Raw genomic sequence first — 18,386 nt, forward strand, 5'->3', positions numbered from 1 at the left:
CATGAACAACATCAGCCCTCTGGGCCCCAACATCCCGCGCATCGCCCTGATCGGCGAGTGCATGATCGAACTGCAGCAGCGCGCCGACGGCTCTCTGCAACAGAGCTTCGGCGGCGATACCCTGAACACCGCGGTCTATCTGGCCCGTGAACTGGGCGATGGCGGCACGGTGGATTACGTCACTGCCCTGGGTGATGACAGTTTCAGCGATGCGATGTGCCAGAGCTGGGCCAGCGAACACATCGGCCTGGGCATGGTCCAGCGTTTGCCCGGTCGCTTGCCCGGTCTGTATTGCATCCAGACCGACGCGGCTGGCGAGCGGCGTTTTCTCTACTGGCGCAATGAAGCGGCCGTGCGCGATTGCTTTACCACCCCGGCGGCCGCGCCGATCCTGGCAGCGCTGCCGGATTACGACGTGCTGTATTTCAGCGGCATCACCCTGGCGGTGCTCGGTGAGCAGGGCCGGGAGAAACTGCTGGACACCCTGATCGAAGCCCGACAGCGGGATGCGCAGATCGTGTTCGACAACAATTATCGACCACGCCTGTGGGCTTCGGTCGAGGACGCACGAGCGGCTTATCGCGAAGTGTTGCCCTATGTCGACTTGGCGTTGCTGACGGTTGATGACGAGCAGGCGCTGTTCCACTTTTCCGATTGCGCGGCGGTGTTTGCCGCTTATGAGCAGATGGGCACTCCCGAAGTGGTGCTCAAGCGCGGTGCCGAGGCGTGTCTGATTCGCTGTGACGGCGAGTCGTTCGAAGTGCCGGCGCAAGTGGTCGAACGGGTGGTGGACACCACGGCGGCGGGGGATTCGTTCAGCGCGGCGTATCTGGCTTGCCGCCTCAAGGGTGGGAGCCCGGTCGAGGCTGCTGAAGCGGGGCATCGCTTGGCGAGTCGGGTGATTCAAGTGCCGGGGGCACTGATCCCCAAAGATTGAAATGCAATCTTTGGGGGATGCTGTGATTTTTTGTGACGAGGGAGCCTCACCCTGTACATCGAGCCAACCGATCAGTCCCGGTAAAACACCTGCACCAAGTGATACCCGAACTTGCTCTTGATCGGCCCATGCACCACCCGCAGCGGTTTTTTGAAGATCACCGCATCGATTGCCCCGACCATCTGCCCGGGCCGTACTTCGCCAAGATCCCCGCCGCGTTTGCCGGACGGGCAGGTGGAGTATTTCTTGGCCAGCACATCGAAGGCTTCACCCTTGGCGATGCGTTGTTTGAGCTGCTCGGCTTCTTCCGAGGTTTTCACCAGAATATGGCGGGCTTGGGCTTTCATTGGGCGTACCTTGCAACGGTGGTGGCTATGTTGGTGCCAGCGTGGGGCGCGCGATTATGCCTTAACTCAGCCGGCTTGGCCGATCATCGTGCGAATCTTGTTGGCCAACAGGTCCATGGAAAAGGGTTTGGCCACCATGTCCATGCCTTCCTCCAGGAAGCCCTGGCGTTCGGCGGCTTTCTCGGCATAACCGGTAATGAACAGCACTTTGAGCTCCGGGCGGTGCTGACGAGCGATTTCCGCCAGTTGCCGACCGTTCATGCCCGGCAGCCCGACGTCGGTTACCAGCAGATCGACCCGCAGGTCGGACTCCAGCAAGGGCAGGGCGCTCTGCGCATCTTCGGCTTCATGGGCGTGATAACCCAACTCTTTGAGCAGGTCGAGCACCAGCATGCGCACCGCCGGATCGTCTTCCACCAACACCACGGTTTCACCGGCAACCGCTGGCGGTGCTTCGCCGGTGACCGGCAGCTGCGCGTGTTCCGGCAGGGCGACGTGCAACCGTGGCAAATACAGGCGAACGCTGGTGCCCTGGCCAGGCCGGCTGTGCAGGCTGACGTGCCCGCCCGACTGCTGGGCGAAACCATAGATCATTGACAACCCAAGGCCGGTGCCCTGGCCGATGGGTTTGGTGGTGAAGAACGGATCGAAGGCCTTGGCCAGTACTGATGGGGTCATGCCGGCACCGTTGTCGCTGACGGCAATCATCAGGTAATCCCCGGCCCTGACTGGCTCCAGCGGAGTGACGTCGCTGCCGTCGAGGTGAACATTGGCGGTTTCGATCAACAACTCGCCGCCATCGGGCATCGCATCCCGGGCGTTGATCACGAGGTTGAGCAAGGCGTTTTCCAGTTGGCTGACATCGGTACTGACCGGCCAGACCTCATCGGCCAGCTTCAGTTTGAGCTCGATGTGATCGCCCTTGGTCCGGCTGAGCAAGTCTTCCAGGGAATGCACCAGCTGGTTGGCGTCCAGTGGCCTGCGATCCAGTGACTGACGCCTTGAGAATGCCAGCAACCGATGGGTCAGGGCGGCGGCGCGATGGGCCGAGGACACCGCCGCTTCGGTGAAGCGACCGATCTCGGCCGCGCGCCCATCGGCGATGTAGCGCTGCATCAAATCGAGGCTGCCGATGATCCCGGTGAGCATGTTGTTGAAGTCATGGGCGATGCCGCCGGTGAGCTGGCCGACCGCTTCCATTTTCTGCGCATGGCGCAAGGCGTCTTCGGCACGCTCACGCTCGAACATCTCGTTCTGCAGTCGCTGGTTGGCTTCGGCCAGTTGTTGGGTGCGAGCGCTCACGCGTTCTTCCAGGGTTTCGTTGAGGTTGCGCAGCGCCTCTTCAGTCTGTTTGCGCTCGGTCTCGTCGATCACGAAGATGTAGAAACCATTCACCGCGCCGTCTGCGCCGTGGCGTGGCAGGTAGTTCATCAGGGCCTGGCGGGTGCTGCCATCGCGGTGATCGGCGCTGATGCTGAAACAACAGGTCTTGCCTTTCAGCGCCTCGGCGATGTATTCGGCGCGCAGGGCATAGGCTTCATCGCCAAGCACTTCACGAATGGTGCGGCCGTAAAGCTCTTGGGGCGTGAGGCCATACCATTCCAGATAGGCGGCATTGTTCAGGCGAAAGCGCTCTTCGCGGTCCACATAACTGATCAGGATCGGCATCGCGTTGATGATCAGTTGCAGCTCGGTCTGGCTTTGGCGCAAGGCCTGTTCGATGTGTTTGCGTTCGGTCAGGTCCAGCGCGGCGCCGAGAAAGCGGATCGGCCGGCCATGGTGGTCCTTGTAGCAACGACCCCGGGCAAACACCCAGCGCAACTGGCCATCGGCTTGCAGCAAGCGATATTCCTCGGCGTACTCGCTGCCATGGGTGATGCAGTGCTTGATGCTGCGGGCGATCATGGCGCGGTCTTCCGGGTGCACGCCGTGGAGGTATTCGCTGATTGGCAACTGGCTGGCCATGGCCGGATCGACGCCATGCAATTGCGCGAAGTGCGCATCGGCGATGAAACGGTCTTCGCCAATGTCCCAGTCCCAGGTGCCGACGGCATCGGTGGCGGCCAGTGCCAGTTGCAGGCGCTGCTCGGTGTCTTGCTGGGCCTTGAGGCTGGCGGCAGAGCGTTGTTCCAGTTCGAGGGCGATGCGGCGACGTTCGTTGGTTTCGATGGCCGTGACCAGAATCCCGGCAACCTCGGCGCTTTCGTTGCGAATGGGGCTGTAGGTCAAATCCAGCCAGAAGTCAGAATCCCGACCGTCGCGTTGCAAGGTGAAGCGCTGTTCGCTGTAGGTCCGCACCTGACCCTGTAGGACGGCGCTGTAAATCGGGTCGGTAAAGTCTTTGAGTTCCGGCCAGATCTGGTGCGTCGGTTGTCCGAAAGCGTGAGGGTGTTTGCTGCCGGCGAGGAAGGCGAAGCCGTCGTTGTAGATCTGGGTGAGCTGCGGGCCCCACAGCAATAGCATCGGCATTGGCGAGTGGATCACGATGTCCACCGCGGTGCGCAGGCTCTGCGGCCAGTTTTCGGCGGCGCCCAGCGGGTTGTTTGTCCAGTCCAGTCGGGCAATCAAGGCCTGGGCATCGCTGGCGGTCGGTGGTGCGTTCATCTACATGTCCTGCGCATGAGTCAGTGTGGCGGCGTCTACTATCCTTGCAAGGCGGTAGACGCTGGATGACCCGCATGGGGTCATTTTTTTCATTGAATGCTTCGCGGGTGCTTTTTGCCATGGAAATCGATGCACTGTTGCAGATTCTGGCCAGCCGCCATGGCTCCGATCTTTACCTGTCCACGGGCGCGCCACCCAGCGCGAAATTTGACGGTGTGCTCAAAGCCCTGACCGATCAACCGTTCAAGCCGGGAGAAGTGGCGGCCATTGCCGCGTCCATCATGGACGCCGAACAGCGCCAGGAGTTCGATCGGGACCTGGAAATGAACCTGGCACTTTCCCTGCCCGGGGTCGGGCGTTTCCGGCTCAATATCTTCAAGCAGCGCAATGATGTGTCCATCGTGGCGCGCAACATCAAGCTCGACATTCCACGCTTCGAAGACCTTAACTTGCCACCGGTGCTGCTCGAAACCGTGATGCTCAAACAAGGGCTGATGCTGTTCGTCGGTTCGACCGGCTCGGGCAAGTCGACCTCGCTGGCGGCGCTGATCGATTACCGCAACCGCCATAGCAGTGGCCATATCATCACTATCGAAGACCCGGTCGAGTTTATCCATCGGCACAAGAAGTCGATCGTCAATCAGCGCGAGGTCGGCGTCGATACCCGCAGTTTCCACGCTGCGCTGAAAAACACGTTGCGCCAGGCACCGGACGTGGTGTTGATCGGCGAAATCCGTGACCGCGAGACTATGGAACATGCGCTGGCGTTTGCCGATACCGGTCATCTGGTAATTTCCACGTTGCATGCGCACAACGCCAATCAGGCGCTGGATCGGGTGATCAATTTCTTTCCCGAAGAGCGTCGGGGGCAGTTGCTCAACGACCTGGGCAACAACCTCAAAGCGTTTGTGTCCCAGCGTCTGGTGCGTACCCGCGACGGGCAGCGCCGGGCGGCGGTGGAGGTGATGCTGGGCACACCAACCATCGGTGACCTGATCCGGCGCAATGAGTTTGGCGAACTCAAGGGGATCATGGAGAAGTCTTCAGAGGTGGGGATGCAGACGTTTGACGGGGCGCTGTTCGCGCTGTTTGCCGAGGGCGCAATCGATGAGGCAGAGGCGTTGAAACATGCTGATTCGGTGAACAATCTGCGTTTGCGCCTGAAAATGCACGCCGAGGCCACACCCGGCCCCCATACGCCGCCGGGTGAATGGGGGTTGATGGACTGAAGGGGCCGACGCTGTTCAAAAATGCGGGAGCGGGTTTGCTCCCACAGTAGATCTACGGCGTCAGTCGTTCAGTTCGGGGCGGTTTCGAAATTGCTCCAGGGCTTCGGGGTTGGCCAGTGCATCGGTGTTCTTCACCTTCTGGCCATGCACCACGTTGCGCACCGCCAACTCGACCACCTTGCCGCTGATGGTCCGCGGAATGTCCGTCACCGCGACAATCTTCGCCGGCACATGCCGTGGCGTGGTGTTGGCGCGGATGACCTGGCGGATCTGTTGTTGCAGCGCTTCGTCCAGCTCGACGCCTTCGCGCAAGCGCACGAACAGCACCACTCGCACGTCATCCTGCCATTGCTGACCGATGGCGACGCTGTCCAGCACCTGCGGGACTTTCTCCACCTGACGGTAGATTTCCGCCGTGCCGATGCGTACGCCGCCGGGGTTGAGCACCGCGTCGGAGCGGCCGTGGATCAGCATGCCGCCATGGGGCAGTTGTTCGGCGTAATCGCCCTGGGCCCAGACGCCGGGGAACAGGCTGAAATACGAAGCGCGCAGCTTTTCCTGTTGCGGGTCGTTCCACAAGCCGATGGGCATGGCCGGGAAATGCCGGGTGCACACCAGTTCGCCTTTTTCACCGATCACAGGCTTGCCATCGTCGTTCCACACTTCGACCGCCATGCCCAGGCTCTTGCATTGCATCTCACCACGGCGCACCGGCAGGACCGGGTTGCCAATCACAAAGCACGAAACGATATCGGTACCACCGGACATCGAAGACAGGCACAGGTCGGACTTGAACGCGCGGTAGACGTAATCGAAGCTTTGCGGCGACAGCGCCGAGCCGGTGGACAGGATGGTTCTCAGGCTGCTCAGGTCATGACTTTCGCACGGCTTCAAGCCATTGCTTTCCAGCGCTGTGAGGAATTTCGGGCTGGTGCCGAAGACATTGAGGCGTTCGTCGTCGATCAGGTCGATCAAGCGCTCCGGCCCTGGATGAAACGGCGAGCCGTCATACAGCACCACGGCGCTGCCGACGGCCAGCGCCGAGACCAGCCAATTCCACATCATCCAGCCGCAGGTGGTGTAGTAGAACAAACGGTCACCGGCACCGAGGTCGGTGTGCAGGCCATGTTCCTTGACGTGTTGCAGCAGCACGCCGCCGGTGCCGTGCACAATGCACTTCGGTACGCCGGTGGTGCCGCTGGAGTAGAGGATGTACAGCGGATGGGCGAAAGGCACGGGAACGAATTGCGGCTCGCCGCCCGGGTCGTAAAAATCGTCCCACAGCGTCACGTTGGCCTGGCAGCGGAAATCCTCGATGCGCGCTTGAGGACGCGCATAAGGCACAACAATCAATTGCTGCAAGGACGGCAACTGTCCGAGGATTTCATTGACCTTGGTGGTCTGGTCGATCTCTTTGCCGGCGTAGCGGTAACCGGCGCAGGTGATCAGCACTTTCGGTTCGATCTGGCCGAAGCGATCGATCACCCCGTGGGTGCCGAAGTCCGGTGAAGAACAGGACCAGATTGCACCCAGGCTGGTGGTGGCGAGCATGGCCACCAGGGTCTGCCAGGTGTTCGGCATACACGCTGCCACGCGGTCGCCGAGGCCGACACCGGCGGCTTTCAGGCTATTTTGAAAACCGGCGACGTGGCTTGCCAGTTCGGCCCAGGTCAGCTGTTCCCGTTGGCCGTTTTCACCAATGGCGACCACGGCCACGGCATCGTCACGACGGCGCAGCAGGTGTTCGGCGAAGTTCAAGGTAGCGCCGGGGAACCACTGGGCGCTGGGCATTTGCGCGCCTTCGATCAGCACCGCGTCTGGCTGATCGTGAAAACGGATGTCAAAGAAATCGACGATGGCCTGCCAGAAGGCTTCACGCTGGTCGATGCTCCATTGGTGCAGGGCAGGGTAGTCGGCGATCCCAAGGGTGTGTCGCTGATTGACGAAACGCCGGAAGGCCTCCATGCGGCTCTTGCCGATGCGCTCGGTGCCGGGTTGCCAGAGGATGTCGGACATGGCTTGGCCTCTTTTTCTTATGTCTACACACAGTCTACTGTGGCGAGGGGGCTTGCCCCCGTTGGGTCGCAAAGCGGCCCCCGGATAGACGCCGCACTTTCGATGCACGGTCAGTCGCTGGCGACTGCTTCGCAGCCGAACGGGGGCAAGCCCCCTCGCCACAGAACTCCCTCGCCACAGGGTCCGGCGGCAGGCTACTGCGCCAACCACCCACCATCTATATTCCACGCTGCGCCACGCACCTGGCTACCGGCTTCGCTGCATAAAAACAGCACCAACTCACCCAGCTGCGGCGGCGTCACGAATTCCAGGGAGGGCTGTTTCTCGGCCAGCAAATCGTGTTGCGCCTGCTGCGGGTCGATCCCGGTCGCGGCGCGATCATCAATCTGCTTCTGCACCAGCGGCGTCAGCACCCAGCCTGGGCAAATGGCGTTGCAGGTAACGTTGGTGGTGGCGGTTTCCAGGCCGACCACTTTGGTCAGGCCGATCACGCCATGCTTGGCCGCGACATACGCCGCTTTACCCACCGAACCGACCTGGCCGTGCACCGAAGCGATGTTGATGATGCGTCCCCAGCCCTTGGTACGCATGCCCGGCAGGCTCAAGCGGGTGCTGTGGAACACCGACGACAGGTTGATCGCAATAATCGAGTCCCAGCGCTCCACCGGAAAATCTTCCACCGCCGCCACGTGCTGGATGCCGGCGTTGTTGACCAGGATATCCACGCCGCCGAACTCACGCTCGGCGTACTCGATCATATCGGCGATCTGCGCCGGGTCGCTGACGTCGGCCGGGTGATGGCCGACCTTGCCACCGAATTGCTCGACCTCAGCGATCACCGTCGACGCATCGCCGAAACCGTTGAGGATCAGGTTGGCGCCAGCCTTGGCCAGGCTCAGGGCGATCCCCAGACCGATGCCGCTGGTGGAACCGGTGACCAGTGCGGTCTTGCCCGAAAGAGTCGTCATGAATACCTCACACAATGCCAGTGGCGTAGAAAGTACCGATCACCACAAAAACAGCGAGTGTCTTGATCAGCGTAATACAGAAAATGTCTTTGTAGGCCTCGCGGTGGGTCAACCCGGTGACCGCCAGCAAGGTAATCACCGCGCCGTTGTGCGGCAGGGTGTCCATGCCGCCACTGGCCATCGCGGCGACCCGGTGCAGCACTTCCAGGGGAATATTGGCGGCGTGGGCAGCGCTGATGAAACTCTCGGACATCGCCGCCAAAGCGATGCTCATCCCGCCTGACGCCGAGCCGGTGATGCCGGCCAGCAAGGTCACAGTGATCGCTTCATTGACCAACGGGTTGGGAATGCTCTTGAGCCAGTCGGCCAGCACCAGAAAACCTGGCAACGAGGCGATCACCGCCCCGAAACCGTATTCCGATGCAGTATTCATCGCTGCCAGCAATGCGCCGCTGACCGCACTTTTACTGCCTTCGGCCAACCGGCCGCGAATAGCCTGAAAACCGAACACCAGCACCATGACGATGCCCACCAGCAAGGCTGCCTGGACCGCCCAGATCGCCGTCAGCTTGGCGATGTCGGTGGTCACCGGAACTGCCATGCCCGGCAGCGAGAGGCTGTGGGTCTTGCCGTACCACACAGGAATCCAACGGGTGAACAGCAGGTTCATCAGGCCCACCATCAACAGCGGCGACAGCGCGATCCACGGGTTGGGCAGTTGGATGTCCGGCGCGGTTTCCGGCTCGTTGCGCAGTTCTGAACCGTAACCTTCACCCGTGCGCTGGGCCTTGTTGCGCTGGTGCTGCAGAAACAGCATGCCGGCACTGAACACGAAAATCGTGCCGATCACACCCAGCCACGGCGCCGCCCAGGCGGTGGTGTTGAAGAAGGTGCTGGGGATGATGTTCTGGATCTGCGGCGTGCCAGGCAGGGCGTCCATGGTGAACGAGAACGCGCCGAGGGCGATGGTCGCCGGGATCAGGCGTTTGGGAATATTGCTCTGGCGGAACATCTCGGCGGCAAACGGGTACACCGCAAACACCACCACAAACAGCGACACACCGCCGTACGTGAGCAGGGCGCAGACCAGCACGATCACCAGCATCGCCTGACGGGTGCCGAGCAAGCGAATCGCCGCCGCGACGATGGAGCGGGAGAATCCCGACAACTCGATCAGCTTGCCGAACACCGCGCCGAGCAGGAACACCGGGAAATACAGTTTGACGAAGCCGACCATCTTTTCCATGAACACCCCGGTGAAGACGGGGGCTATGGCGGAAGGGTCGGTGAACAGGACGGCGCCGAGGGCGGCGATCGGGGCAAAGAGGATAACGCTGTAGCCACGGTAAGCAGCCACCATCAGCAGCGCGAGGGCTGCCAAGGCAATGATCACACTCATGGTGTGTCTCTCCTGGATTGTTATTTTTGTAGGGTGAAGCTTGGTGGGAGGGCTATAGCGGGTTTCGTGCCAGATATATAAGTTGTTGAAATATAAGGGGATTATTTGTTTGTGGAAGTGGTTTTGGTGATTTTTGTCTCTGTATTGAGATTTTTGGCGATTGTGCTGACGCTTTCGCGGGCAAGCCTCGCTCCTACGGGAGTGTGGTTATCTACGAAATTGCACGACCTGTAGGAGCGAGGCTTGCCCGCGAAGAGGCCCTATCTACCAATAGAGATGCATGTCTCTTTATAGAGACTCGGCAATCCCCAGCGCAGCCATCTTCTTGTACAACGTCGACCGCCCCAGCCCCAACCGCGCCGCCGCTTCGATCACCTTCCCACCGCATTGCGCGAGGGTCGATTCAATCAACTGCCGATCAAACCGTTCGCGAGCCTCACTGAAGGTTTCATGGGTAATCGGCTCAATGGGCAGAGGCGCCGCACGCTCCACCGGGGTAAAGCTGCCAATCGCCGCGCGGATATCCGCCGCGTTCAGCATCAAGTCATCACTGAGCAACGCCGCCCGCTCCAGCACGTTGCGCAGTTCACGAATGTTCCCCGGCCAGGCGTGTTGCCCCAACAAATCCAGGGCTTCGCGGTTCAATTCGTGCTGGCTGCGCAGTTCCTCAAGGATCGCTTCACTGAGGGCCGGAAGGTCGTCGAGGCGATCACGCAGGGGCGGGACCTGGATCGGCAGCACATTGAGGCGGTAATACAGATCGGCGCGAAACTCGCCGCGTTTGATCGCTGCTACCAGGTCAGTGGAGGTGGCGGCGATCACTCGCACATCACTCTGAATCACCTCGTTGGAGCCCACCGGTTCGAATTCCTTCTCCTGCAACACCCGCAGCAACTTGCTTTGCAGCGGCAGCGGCATGTCGCCGATTTCGTCGAGAAACAGCGTGCCGCCCTGGGCGATTTGCAACTTGCCGGCGCGGCCCTTGCGATCGGCGCCGGTGAACGCGCCGGGCGCGGTGCCGAAGAACTCGGCTTCCAGCAGCGACTCGGGAATCGCTGCGCTGTTGATGCTGACGAAGGCTTTATGCGCCCGGGGTGATGCGCCGTGGATCGCCTGGGCCAGCAGTTCCTTGCCGGTGCCGGTTTCACCGAGCAACAACACCGGCGACTCTGCACTGGCGCTGCGTCGGGCGCGGCGTTTGACTTCGAGGCTGGCGGCGCTGGTGCCGATGAAGTGCGCGAAGTTGTACTTGGTCTGTCGCGCCCGCAGCAGCGAGCGGGTGGACGCCAGTTCTTCCTGCATGCTCAGGTAGCGCTTGAGCATTGGCGACAGGCTGCGCAATTCGTCGAACAGGGCAAAACCGATGGCGCCGATCACCGCGCCGGCATCGTCGTGAATCGGCAGGCGCATCACCACCAGCGGTTCCTTGGGGGTGTCTTGCATGTCCAGCAGGATCGGCCGTCCGGTACGCACCACCTCGCGCAACAGGCTGCCGGGGATCACGCTTTCACAGGCCCTGCCGATGGCGCCTGCGGCCGACTCCAGGCCGAATCGCCGGGCATAGCGCTCGTTCATCCAGACAATGTTCGCATCGCGGTCGACAATCACCGTGCCTTCGCTCGATTGCTCGATGATCTCGAACAGCGAGCGGATCGCCAGGGTGCGAACGCGCTGGTAGTCCTTGAGGCTTTCGGTGGTGTTCATCGGAGTGTCCATTTTTGGAAATCAAGATCAAAAGATCGCAGGGATTATGCCAACCCCGGATGCGCCGCCGCCAACAGCTCTTTGGTGTATGGGTGCTGCGGTGATTCGAACACCGTGTGGCTAGCGCCGCTTTCCACCACTTTGCCGTCCTTGATCACGATCATGTCGTGGGCCAGGGCACGCACCACCGCCAGGTCGTGGCTGATGAACAGGTAGGTCAGGCCATATTTCTCCTGAAGCTGGCGGAGCAGGGCGACCACTTGTTTTTGCACCGTGCGATCGAGGGCCGAGGTCGGTTCGTCGAGCAGGATCAACGCCGGTTTGAGCACCAGCGCGCGGGCAATGGCAATGCGTTGGCGCTGCCCGCCGGAAAATTCGTGCGGGTAGCGATGACGGCTTTGCGGATCGAGGCCGACTTCTTCCAGCACCCGGATGACCTGGGCTTCGCATTGGGCAGGGGTGGACTGGCTATGGACCTCAAGGCCTTCACTGATGATCTGCGCCACGGACATTCGCGGGCTGAGGCTGCCAAAAGGATCCTGGAATACCACCTGCATCTTCTTGCGCCATGGCCGCAGTTGCTTTTGCGTCAGGCCATCCAACGCCTGCCCCTGAAAGCGAATGCTGCCTTCGGAATCAAGCAAGCGCAGGATCGCCTGACCGAGCGTGGACTTGCCTGAACCGGACTCACCGACGATGCCCAGGGTCTTGCCGCGCTGAACGTTCAGGCTGATGCCGTCCACTGCGCGCAGGTACGTCTTACGCTGGAACAGCCCGCCACCGAGGGTGAACTGCACTTGCAGATTCTCCACTTCCAGCACGTTTTCACGCTCGTCCCGGGGCAGGGCTTCACCTTCCGGCTCGGCGTTCAGCAGCACACAGCTGTAAGGGTGTTTTGGCTCGGTGAACAGCGTTTCGCAAGGTGCCTGCTCGACGATTTCCCCAGCGTGCATCACGCACACCCGCTGGGCCATGCTGCGCACCAGATTGAGGTCGTGGCTGATCAGCAGCAGCGACATGCCAAGCTGCTGTTGCAGGGATTTGAGCAGCCGCAGGATCTTGCGCTGCACCGTCACATCCAGCGCGGTGGTCGGCTCGTCGGCGATCAGCAATTCCGGTTCGCAGGCCAGGGCCATGGCGATCATCACCCGTTGTCGCTGGCCGCCGGACAGTTGATGAGGGTAGGCCTTGAGCCGCTCTTCGGGCTTCTGGATGCCCACCAGTTGCAGTAATTCGAGAATCCGCGCTTGCGCCGCTTTGCCACCCAGCCCTTTGTGCAGCAGCAGGGTTTCGCCGATCTGTTTCTCGATGCTGTGCAGCGGATTGAGGGAGGTCATCGGCTCCTGGAATATGATCGCGATCCGGTTACCGCGCAGTTCGCGCAAGACGTTAGCGTCGGCGCCGATCAATTCCTGGCCGCGATAGCGAATGCTGCCGGTGGTTTGCGTACCGTTTTCGGGCAGCAGTTGCAGGATCGAGTGGGCGGTCACCGACTTGCCGGATCCGGACTCGCCGACCAGCGCCAGGCATTCGCCGGGGTGGATGTCCAGGCACAGGTTGCGCACCACGGTCTGGCCACTGAAGGCTACATTGAGGTCACGGATTTCGATCAGGTTGTCAGTCATGTCACCAGTCCGCTTCAAGAACGAGGGTCAAAGGCATCACGCAACGCCTCGCCAATGAATACCAGCAAAGAAAGAATCAGCGCCAGGGTGAAAAACGCCGTCAGCCCCAGCCACGGCGCTTGCAGGTTCTGTTTGCCTTGGCCAATCAATTCGCCCAGGGACGCACTGCCGGCTGGCATGCCGAAACCGAGGAAATCCAGCGCCGTGAGGGTGGAAATCGCCCCGGTCAGGATGAACGGCAGATAACTCAGGGTGGCGTTCATTGCGTTGGGCAGAATGTGTCGCACGATCACCTTGCGGTCGGTCAGGCCCAACGCACGGGCGGCTTTGACGTATTCCAGGTTACGCCCGCGCAGGAACTCGGCGCGCACCACATCCACCAGGGCCAGCCAGGAAAACAACGCCATGATCCCCAACAGCCACCAGAAATTCGGCTCGACGAAACCCGACAGAATGATCAGCAGGTACAGCACGGGCAGCCCCGACCAGACTTCCTGCAAGCGCTGACCAAGCAGGTCGACCCAGCCGCCGTAATAGCCCTGCAATGCACCGGCGGCGATACCGATCAAGGCGCTGATAAACGTCAGCATCAGCGCAAACAGGATCGACACCCGTGCCCCGAAAATCACTCGCGCCAGCACGTCCCGGGCCTGATCGTCGGTGCCCAGCCAGTTGACCTTCGACGGCGGACTCGGCGCCGGTTGATTGAGATCGTAATTGGGCGTGTCGTCGCTGAACGGGATCGGCGCAAACAGCATCCAGCCGTCGCCCTTGTGAATCAGCTTCTGCACGTAATCGCTGCGGAAATCGGCCTGAAACGGCAACTGGCCGCCGAATTCTTGCTCGGTGTGGTGTTTGAACGCCGGGAAGTACAGCGAGCCCTGATAACTGAGCACCAGCGGTTGGTCATTGGCGATCAGTTCGCCGCCCAGGGTCAGCAGGAACAAACCGACAAACAACCACAACGACCACCAGCCCCGGCGGTTTTTCTTGAAGCGTTCAAAACGGCGACGGCCCAGCGGCGAGAGTTTGAACATCAGGCGTTCCTCGCGGCGAAGTCGATACGCGGATCGACCAGGGTGTAGCACAGGTCACCGATGATTTTTATCAGCAGGCCGAACAAGGTGAAGATGAACAGCGAACCGAATACCACCGGATAGTCCCGCGATACCGCCGCTTCGTAACTCATGCGACCCAGGCCATCGAGGGAGAAAATCACTTCGATCAGCAGCGAGCCGGCGAAGAAAACGCTGATAAAGGCCTGGGGAATTCCCGAGACCACCAGCAGCATGGCGTTGCGAAACACATGGCCGTAAAGCACCTGGCGTTCGCTCAAGCCCTTGGCCCGGGCGGTGACCACGTACTGGCGGGTGATTTCATTGAGGAAGGAATTTTTGGTGAGGATGGTCAGGGTCGCAAAGCCGCCGACCACCAGCGCCGTTACTGGCAGCACCAGGTGCCAGAAGTAATCGGCGATCTTGCCCACCGTCGACAGCGAATCGAAGTTGTCCGAGACCAGGCCGCGCACCGGAAACCAGTTCAGCGAGGTGCCACCGGCGAAGACCACGATCAGGAACATCGCGAACAGGAACGCCGGCATCGCGTAACCGATGATGATCGCGGTGCTGCTCCAGATATCGAAATGGCTGCCGTGGTGCACGGCCTTGCGGATGCCCAGCGGAATCGACACCAGATAAGTGATCAACGTCGCCCAGAGCCCGAGGGAAATGGTCACCGGCATTTTATCCAGGATCAGGTCGGTGACCGTGGCACCGCGAAAAAAGCTCTTGCCGAAGTCGAGGTGGGCGTAGCTCTTGAGCATCAGCCACAAGCGTTCCGGCGCCGGCTTGTCGAAGCCGTATTGCTTTTCGATCTCCTTGATCAGCTGCGGATCGAGCCCGCGGCTGGCCCGAGAGCTGCCGTGCATGGTCTCACTGGAACCGCCGCCGATACTTGCGCCACCGATGCCTTGCAGGTGTGCGATGGCCTGTTCCACCGGGCCACCGGGCGCGGCCTGGACGATGGCGAAGTTGACCAGAAGAATGATCACTAAAGTCGGGATGATCAGCAGCAAGCGCCGCAGTACGTAAGCCCACATCAGTGCGACCCTCCGGATTTGCCGCGCTTGATGAGTTCGGCGGTCATCTGTTCGTTGGTCAGGGGTGTGGAGCTGACTTCCCACCAACTCTCGATGGCTTCGTCATTGCTTGCTTGTACAGAGGGAATGCCGAAGCGGTTCCACCACACGGTCGAACTGCCGGGCGGGTAATAGTTGGGAATCCAATAGAAGTTCCATTGCAGGACACGGTCCAGGGCATGGGCGTAGCGCAGCATGTCGGCCTGGGTGTTGGCGCGGACCAGGCCGTTGATCAACGTATCGACCGCCGGGTTCTTCAGCACCATGTAGTTGTTGGAGCCCGGATCGCTGGCCGCCGCCGAGCCAAAGTAGTTGTACAGCTCGTTACCCGGCGAGTTGGTGACCGGGTAGCCGGTGACGATCATGTCGTAGTCCCGGGACATCAGGCGGTTGACGTACTGGGAGGCGTCGATGCGCCGAATGTTCAGGTCGATGCCGATTTGTTTCAGGGTGCGCTTGTAAGGCAGCAGCAATCGGTCCATGCCGTTCTGGCTGATCAGGAAGGTGAAGCTCAGCGGTTGGCCTTCGGCGTTGACCAGTTGATCGCCATCGGGTTTCCAGCCGGCCTGTTCGAGCAGGTCCAGGGCTTGCAATTGCTTGTCGCGAATCACGCCGCTGCCATCGGTTTTCGGTGCTTCGAAGACCTGAGTGAAGACTTCGTCGGGGATCTGCCCGCGCAGCGGTTCGAGAATCGCCCGCTCACCCGCGTCGGGCAGTTGTCGGGCGGCGAGGTCGGTGTTGGAAAAGAAGCTCTGCTGGCGGATGTACAGGTCGCGCATCATCTGCCGGTTGCTCCACTCGAAGTCCCAAAGCATGGCCAGCGCCTGGCGCACGCGGCGGTCCTGGAACATCGGGTTTTGCAAGTTAAATACAAAACCCTGGGACGGTTGTGGTGCCTGCGTTGCCAGGTGGGCTTTTTGCAGACGACCGTCGCGCAAGGCCGGGCTCTCGTAGCCGATGGAGTAGGCGGTGGCGGAGAATTCGCGGTTGTAGTCGTAGGCGCCGCCACGCAGGACCTGACGGGCGACGTCGGTGTCGCCGAAGTACTCGATGCTGAAATGATCGAAGTTGTAGAGGCCGCGACTGACCGGTAAATCCCTGGCCCACCAGTCGGCGTTACGCTCGAAGGTGATGCTGCGCCCGGAGTCGACCTTGCTCACGCGGTACGGCCCGCTGCCCAGCGGCGGCTCGTAACCGCCACCGTTGGCGAAGTCGCGGGTTTTCCACCAGTGTTCGGGAAGCACCGGCAAAGTGGCGATGTCGAGGGGCAGGGTGCGGTTTTCGTTGCTCTTGAAGTCGAACCGAATGGTTCGCGGCGATTCCACTTCGACGCCTTTGACGTCGGCGAATTGCGTGCGATAGCGCAGGCTGCCCTGGGTCATCAGCAGGTCGAAAGTGTAGCGCACGTCTTCGGCGGTGATCGGCTTGCCATCGGCGAAACGGGCCTTCGGGTTCAGGTAGAAACGCAGGGACAGTCCATCGTCGGAACGCTCCATCTGCTGCGCCACCAGGCCGTACACGGTGTAGGGTTCGTCCAGTGAACGCACGGCCAGGGGCGAGTAGATCAAGCCATCGACTTGTGTGACGCCAATCCCTTTGTCGATGTACGGCAGGATGTGGTCGAAATGACCGATTTCCAGCGCCGAGCGACGCATCGTGCCGCCCTTGGGCGCTTGCGGGTTGGTGTAGTCGAAATGACTGAAATCGGCGGGATACTTCGCCGGTTCACCGTACACGGTCAACGCCTGTTGCGGTGCAGCGCTCACACCGGCGGCGCCCAACAGCAGGGCCACGGCAGTGAACAGTAAAGTGGGGAAAGCCAGTCGCATTGTCAGCCTTAGAGCCGGGTGATCGATAAGCACAATTTGTACGCTAGCGGCGCGTCCCTCGCCAGCCGTATCACGTAACGAAAACACAACGGCCCACCAAAAGGCGGGCCGTTGTGGAGAAAACTCAGGGGTTGATCAGTCCTGACGGCTGGTCACTTCCAGCAGGTGGTAACCGAACTGGGTCTTGACCGGGCCTTGCACCACGTTGATTGGCGCGCTGAAAACCACGGTGTCGAATTCCTTGACCATCTGGCCTGGACCGAACGAACCCAGGTCACCGCCCTGGCGGCTCGATGGGCAGCTGGAGTTGGCTTTGGCGACTTCGGCGAAATCGGCGCCGGCTTCGATCTGGGCCTTGAGTTCGTTGCACTTGGCTTCGCTGGAAACCAGGATGTGGCGGGCGGTGGCTTTGGCCATGGGAAAATACTCCATTCAATGTTCAGTAAAGTGCGGAGCCTACCGGATTCAGAGGGCTATTTCTTCTCAAAATGCCGTCCAGCTTAAGGCATTGTCTAAAGCCCGGCATTTCTTAAGCGTTCGGCATGCTGCACATACAGGTCAATGGGGTCGATGCCCTTGCGGACTTGACCTGTGGTCTGGCTGAGGCTGTCCAGATGATCCAGCGGATAGTCGGAACGGATCACTTTACCCAGATGGGAGCTGAACCGGCCGACCATGCCGTCATTCTGCTCGGCTTCGGTGGTGAAGTAGTGGGAGAAGGCCCGCAGGAACCCGTGCAGCGGGTTGAGCGCATAGAGCCCTTCGTCGAGGATGTTTCCCTGCAGGGTGCCGCTCCAGGAGTAGTAGCGTACGCCATTCACCAGTTCGCGACCCTTGCCGCCCCAGGTTTTCGGCAACCCTTGAGGGTACTTGTCGTTGAATGCGCCGACACCTTCGGTGGTCAGCGCGTTGAGTGCGGCGATGGCGTTCTGCGGCAGGTGCCGGTTGCCGCTGAGCAACGACAGGAAGTCGGCGAACAGGGTGGCCACCGCTCCGGCGACCTGTTCCGGCAGGCGCCCGGGCGTCAGCGCCTTGCGCAGGAAGTCGGCCAGTTCCGAGCCGTGGTTCGGGCCGCTGACCGATGTCACCGAAGCGACCATCTGTGGCGCCAGCGCCCCCGCATATCGTGCAGCCAGTGCGCCCTGGCTGTGACCAATCAGGTTGACTTTGCTTGCACCGGTTCCTTGCAGTACCCGTTCGATCTGCACCAGCAACTGTTCGCCACGGGTTTCATTGCTGTGGGTCGCCGACAGGTGCGGGATGAAAACCCTCGCACCGGCGCTTCTCAGGGCCTGTTTGACGTCATGGAACAGTTCGAGTTTGCCGATGCGATCAAAGCCGAAGAGCCCGTGGACCAGCAGGATCGGATAGTCAGTGGTTGCATTCCGTAGCATGTACATTTCCTTTTTCGGAGTAGGTCAGGTGTGTGCTCAAGGGGGCACTCTAAAGCACACCCACCGCTCGGCGATGTATGAAAAAGCCGCTGTAACCTGATGAAAACGGAATAGAAATCGTACGAAAACTCGAATGAGCGTGAGGTCTTGGTCGGAATATCCGGACATCTTTTTAACGATGGCCGAGATATTTCTTT

At 60.9% G+C, this 18,386-nt stretch carries 14 protein-coding genes; 2 read left to right on the plus strand and 12 right to left on the minus strand.

The window, feature by feature from the left end; translation table 11 throughout:
• The first annotated feature begins 1 nt into the window (after window position 1).
• The gene (locus PGR6_RS11120; protein ID WP_064617093.1) at window positions 2-937 is read left to right on the plus strand and encodes a sugar kinase; all 936 of its coding nucleotides are present in this window, start codon (window positions 2-4) and stop codon (window positions 935-937) included.
• Between the two features lie 71 nt (window positions 938-1,008).
• Here the strand turns inward: PGR6_RS11120 and PGR6_RS11125 are convergent, their stop codons facing one another.
• Window positions 1,009-1,284, minus strand: coding sequence for a peptidylprolyl isomerase (locus tag PGR6_RS11125; RefSeq protein ID WP_007933743.1), 276 nt, complete (start codon window positions 1,282-1,284; stop codon window positions 1,009-1,011).
• A 66-nt stretch (window positions 1,285-1,350) separates the two neighbouring features.
• A complete protein-coding gene (locus tag PGR6_RS11130) occupies window positions 1,351-3,888 on the minus strand; it encodes a PAS domain-containing hybrid sensor histidine kinase/response regulator (protein ID WP_064617094.1) in 2,538 nt (845 codons plus the stop codon).
• Window positions 3,889-4,007: 119 nt separating this feature from the next.
• Here PGR6_RS11130 and PGR6_RS11135 point away from each other — a divergent pair, with 119 nt between their 5' ends.
• Window positions 4,008-5,117, plus strand: coding sequence for a PilT/PilU family type 4a pilus ATPase (locus PGR6_RS11135; RefSeq protein WP_018927663.1), 1,110 nt, complete (start codon window positions 4,008-4,010; stop codon window positions 5,115-5,117).
• Between the two features lie 60 nt (window positions 5,118-5,177).
• Here PGR6_RS11135 and PGR6_RS11140 read toward each other — a convergent pair whose 3' ends face one another.
• The 10 genes from PGR6_RS11140 to PGR6_RS11185 form a co-directional block, all read right to left on the minus strand.
• Window positions 5,178-7,133, minus strand: coding sequence for an acetoacetate--CoA ligase (locus PGR6_RS11140; RefSeq protein ID WP_064617095.1), 1,956 nt, complete (start codon window positions 7,131-7,133; stop codon window positions 5,178-5,180).
• 194 nt (window positions 7,134-7,327) lie between these two features.
• Window positions 7,328-8,101, minus strand: coding sequence for a 3-hydroxybutyrate dehydrogenase (gene hbdH / locus PGR6_RS11145; protein WP_018927665.1), 774 nt, complete (start codon window positions 8,099-8,101; stop codon window positions 7,328-7,330).
• 7 nt (window positions 8,102-8,108) lie between these two features.
• Window positions 8,109-9,500 carry a GntP family permease gene (locus PGR6_RS11150; RefSeq protein ID WP_064617096.1) on the minus strand — a complete coding sequence of 464 codons (1,392 nt, stop codon included), beginning with the start codon at window positions 9,498-9,500 and terminating at the stop codon, window positions 8,109-8,111.
• A 288-nt stretch (window positions 9,501-9,788) separates the two neighbouring features.
• Entirely contained in the window at window positions 9,789-11,204 is a 1,416-nt protein-coding gene (locus PGR6_RS11155) for a sigma-54 interaction domain-containing protein (RefSeq protein WP_064617097.1), read from the minus strand.
• A gap of 44 nt (window positions 11,205-11,248) precedes the next feature.
• On the minus strand, window positions 11,249-12,829 hold the full coding sequence (locus PGR6_RS11160; protein WP_064617098.1) for an ABC transporter ATP-binding protein: 1,581 nt from the start codon (window positions 12,827-12,829) through the stop codon (window positions 11,249-11,251).
• A 14-nt stretch (window positions 12,830-12,843) separates the two neighbouring features.
• A complete protein-coding gene (locus tag PGR6_RS11165; RefSeq protein ID WP_018927669.1) occupies window positions 12,844-13,866 on the minus strand; it encodes an ABC transporter permease in 1,023 nt (340 codons plus the stop codon).
• Window positions 13,866-14,927, minus strand: coding sequence for a microcin C ABC transporter permease YejB (locus PGR6_RS11170; protein ID WP_064617099.1), 1,062 nt, complete (start codon window positions 14,925-14,927; stop codon window positions 13,866-13,868). The genes PGR6_RS11165 and PGR6_RS11170 overlap by 1 nt, the downstream gene beginning before the upstream one ends.
• Window positions 14,927-16,795, minus strand: coding sequence for an extracellular solute-binding protein (locus tag PGR6_RS11175; RefSeq protein WP_064617100.1), 1,869 nt, complete (start codon window positions 16,793-16,795; stop codon window positions 14,927-14,929). Before PGR6_RS11175 ends, PGR6_RS11170 begins: the two co-directional genes overlap by 1 nt.
• Before the next feature lie 135 nt (window positions 16,796-16,930).
• On the minus strand, window positions 16,931-17,212 hold the full coding sequence (locus tag PGR6_RS11180) for a peptidylprolyl isomerase (protein WP_007933754.1): 282 nt from the start codon (window positions 17,210-17,212) through the stop codon (window positions 16,931-16,933).
• A gap of 95 nt (window positions 17,213-17,307) precedes the next feature.
• Window positions 17,308-18,189 carry an esterase/lipase family protein gene (locus tag PGR6_RS11185; RefSeq protein WP_018927672.1) on the minus strand — a complete coding sequence of 294 codons (882 nt, stop codon included), beginning with the start codon at window positions 18,187-18,189 and terminating at the stop codon, window positions 17,308-17,310.
• Between the last annotated feature and the right edge of the window lie 197 nt (window positions 18,190-18,386).

Origin of the sequence: Pseudomonas sp. GR 6-02, assembly GCF_001655615.1 — a bacterium.
Taxonomy (GTDB): domain Bacteria; phylum Pseudomonadota; class Gammaproteobacteria; order Pseudomonadales; family Pseudomonadaceae; genus Aquipseudomonas.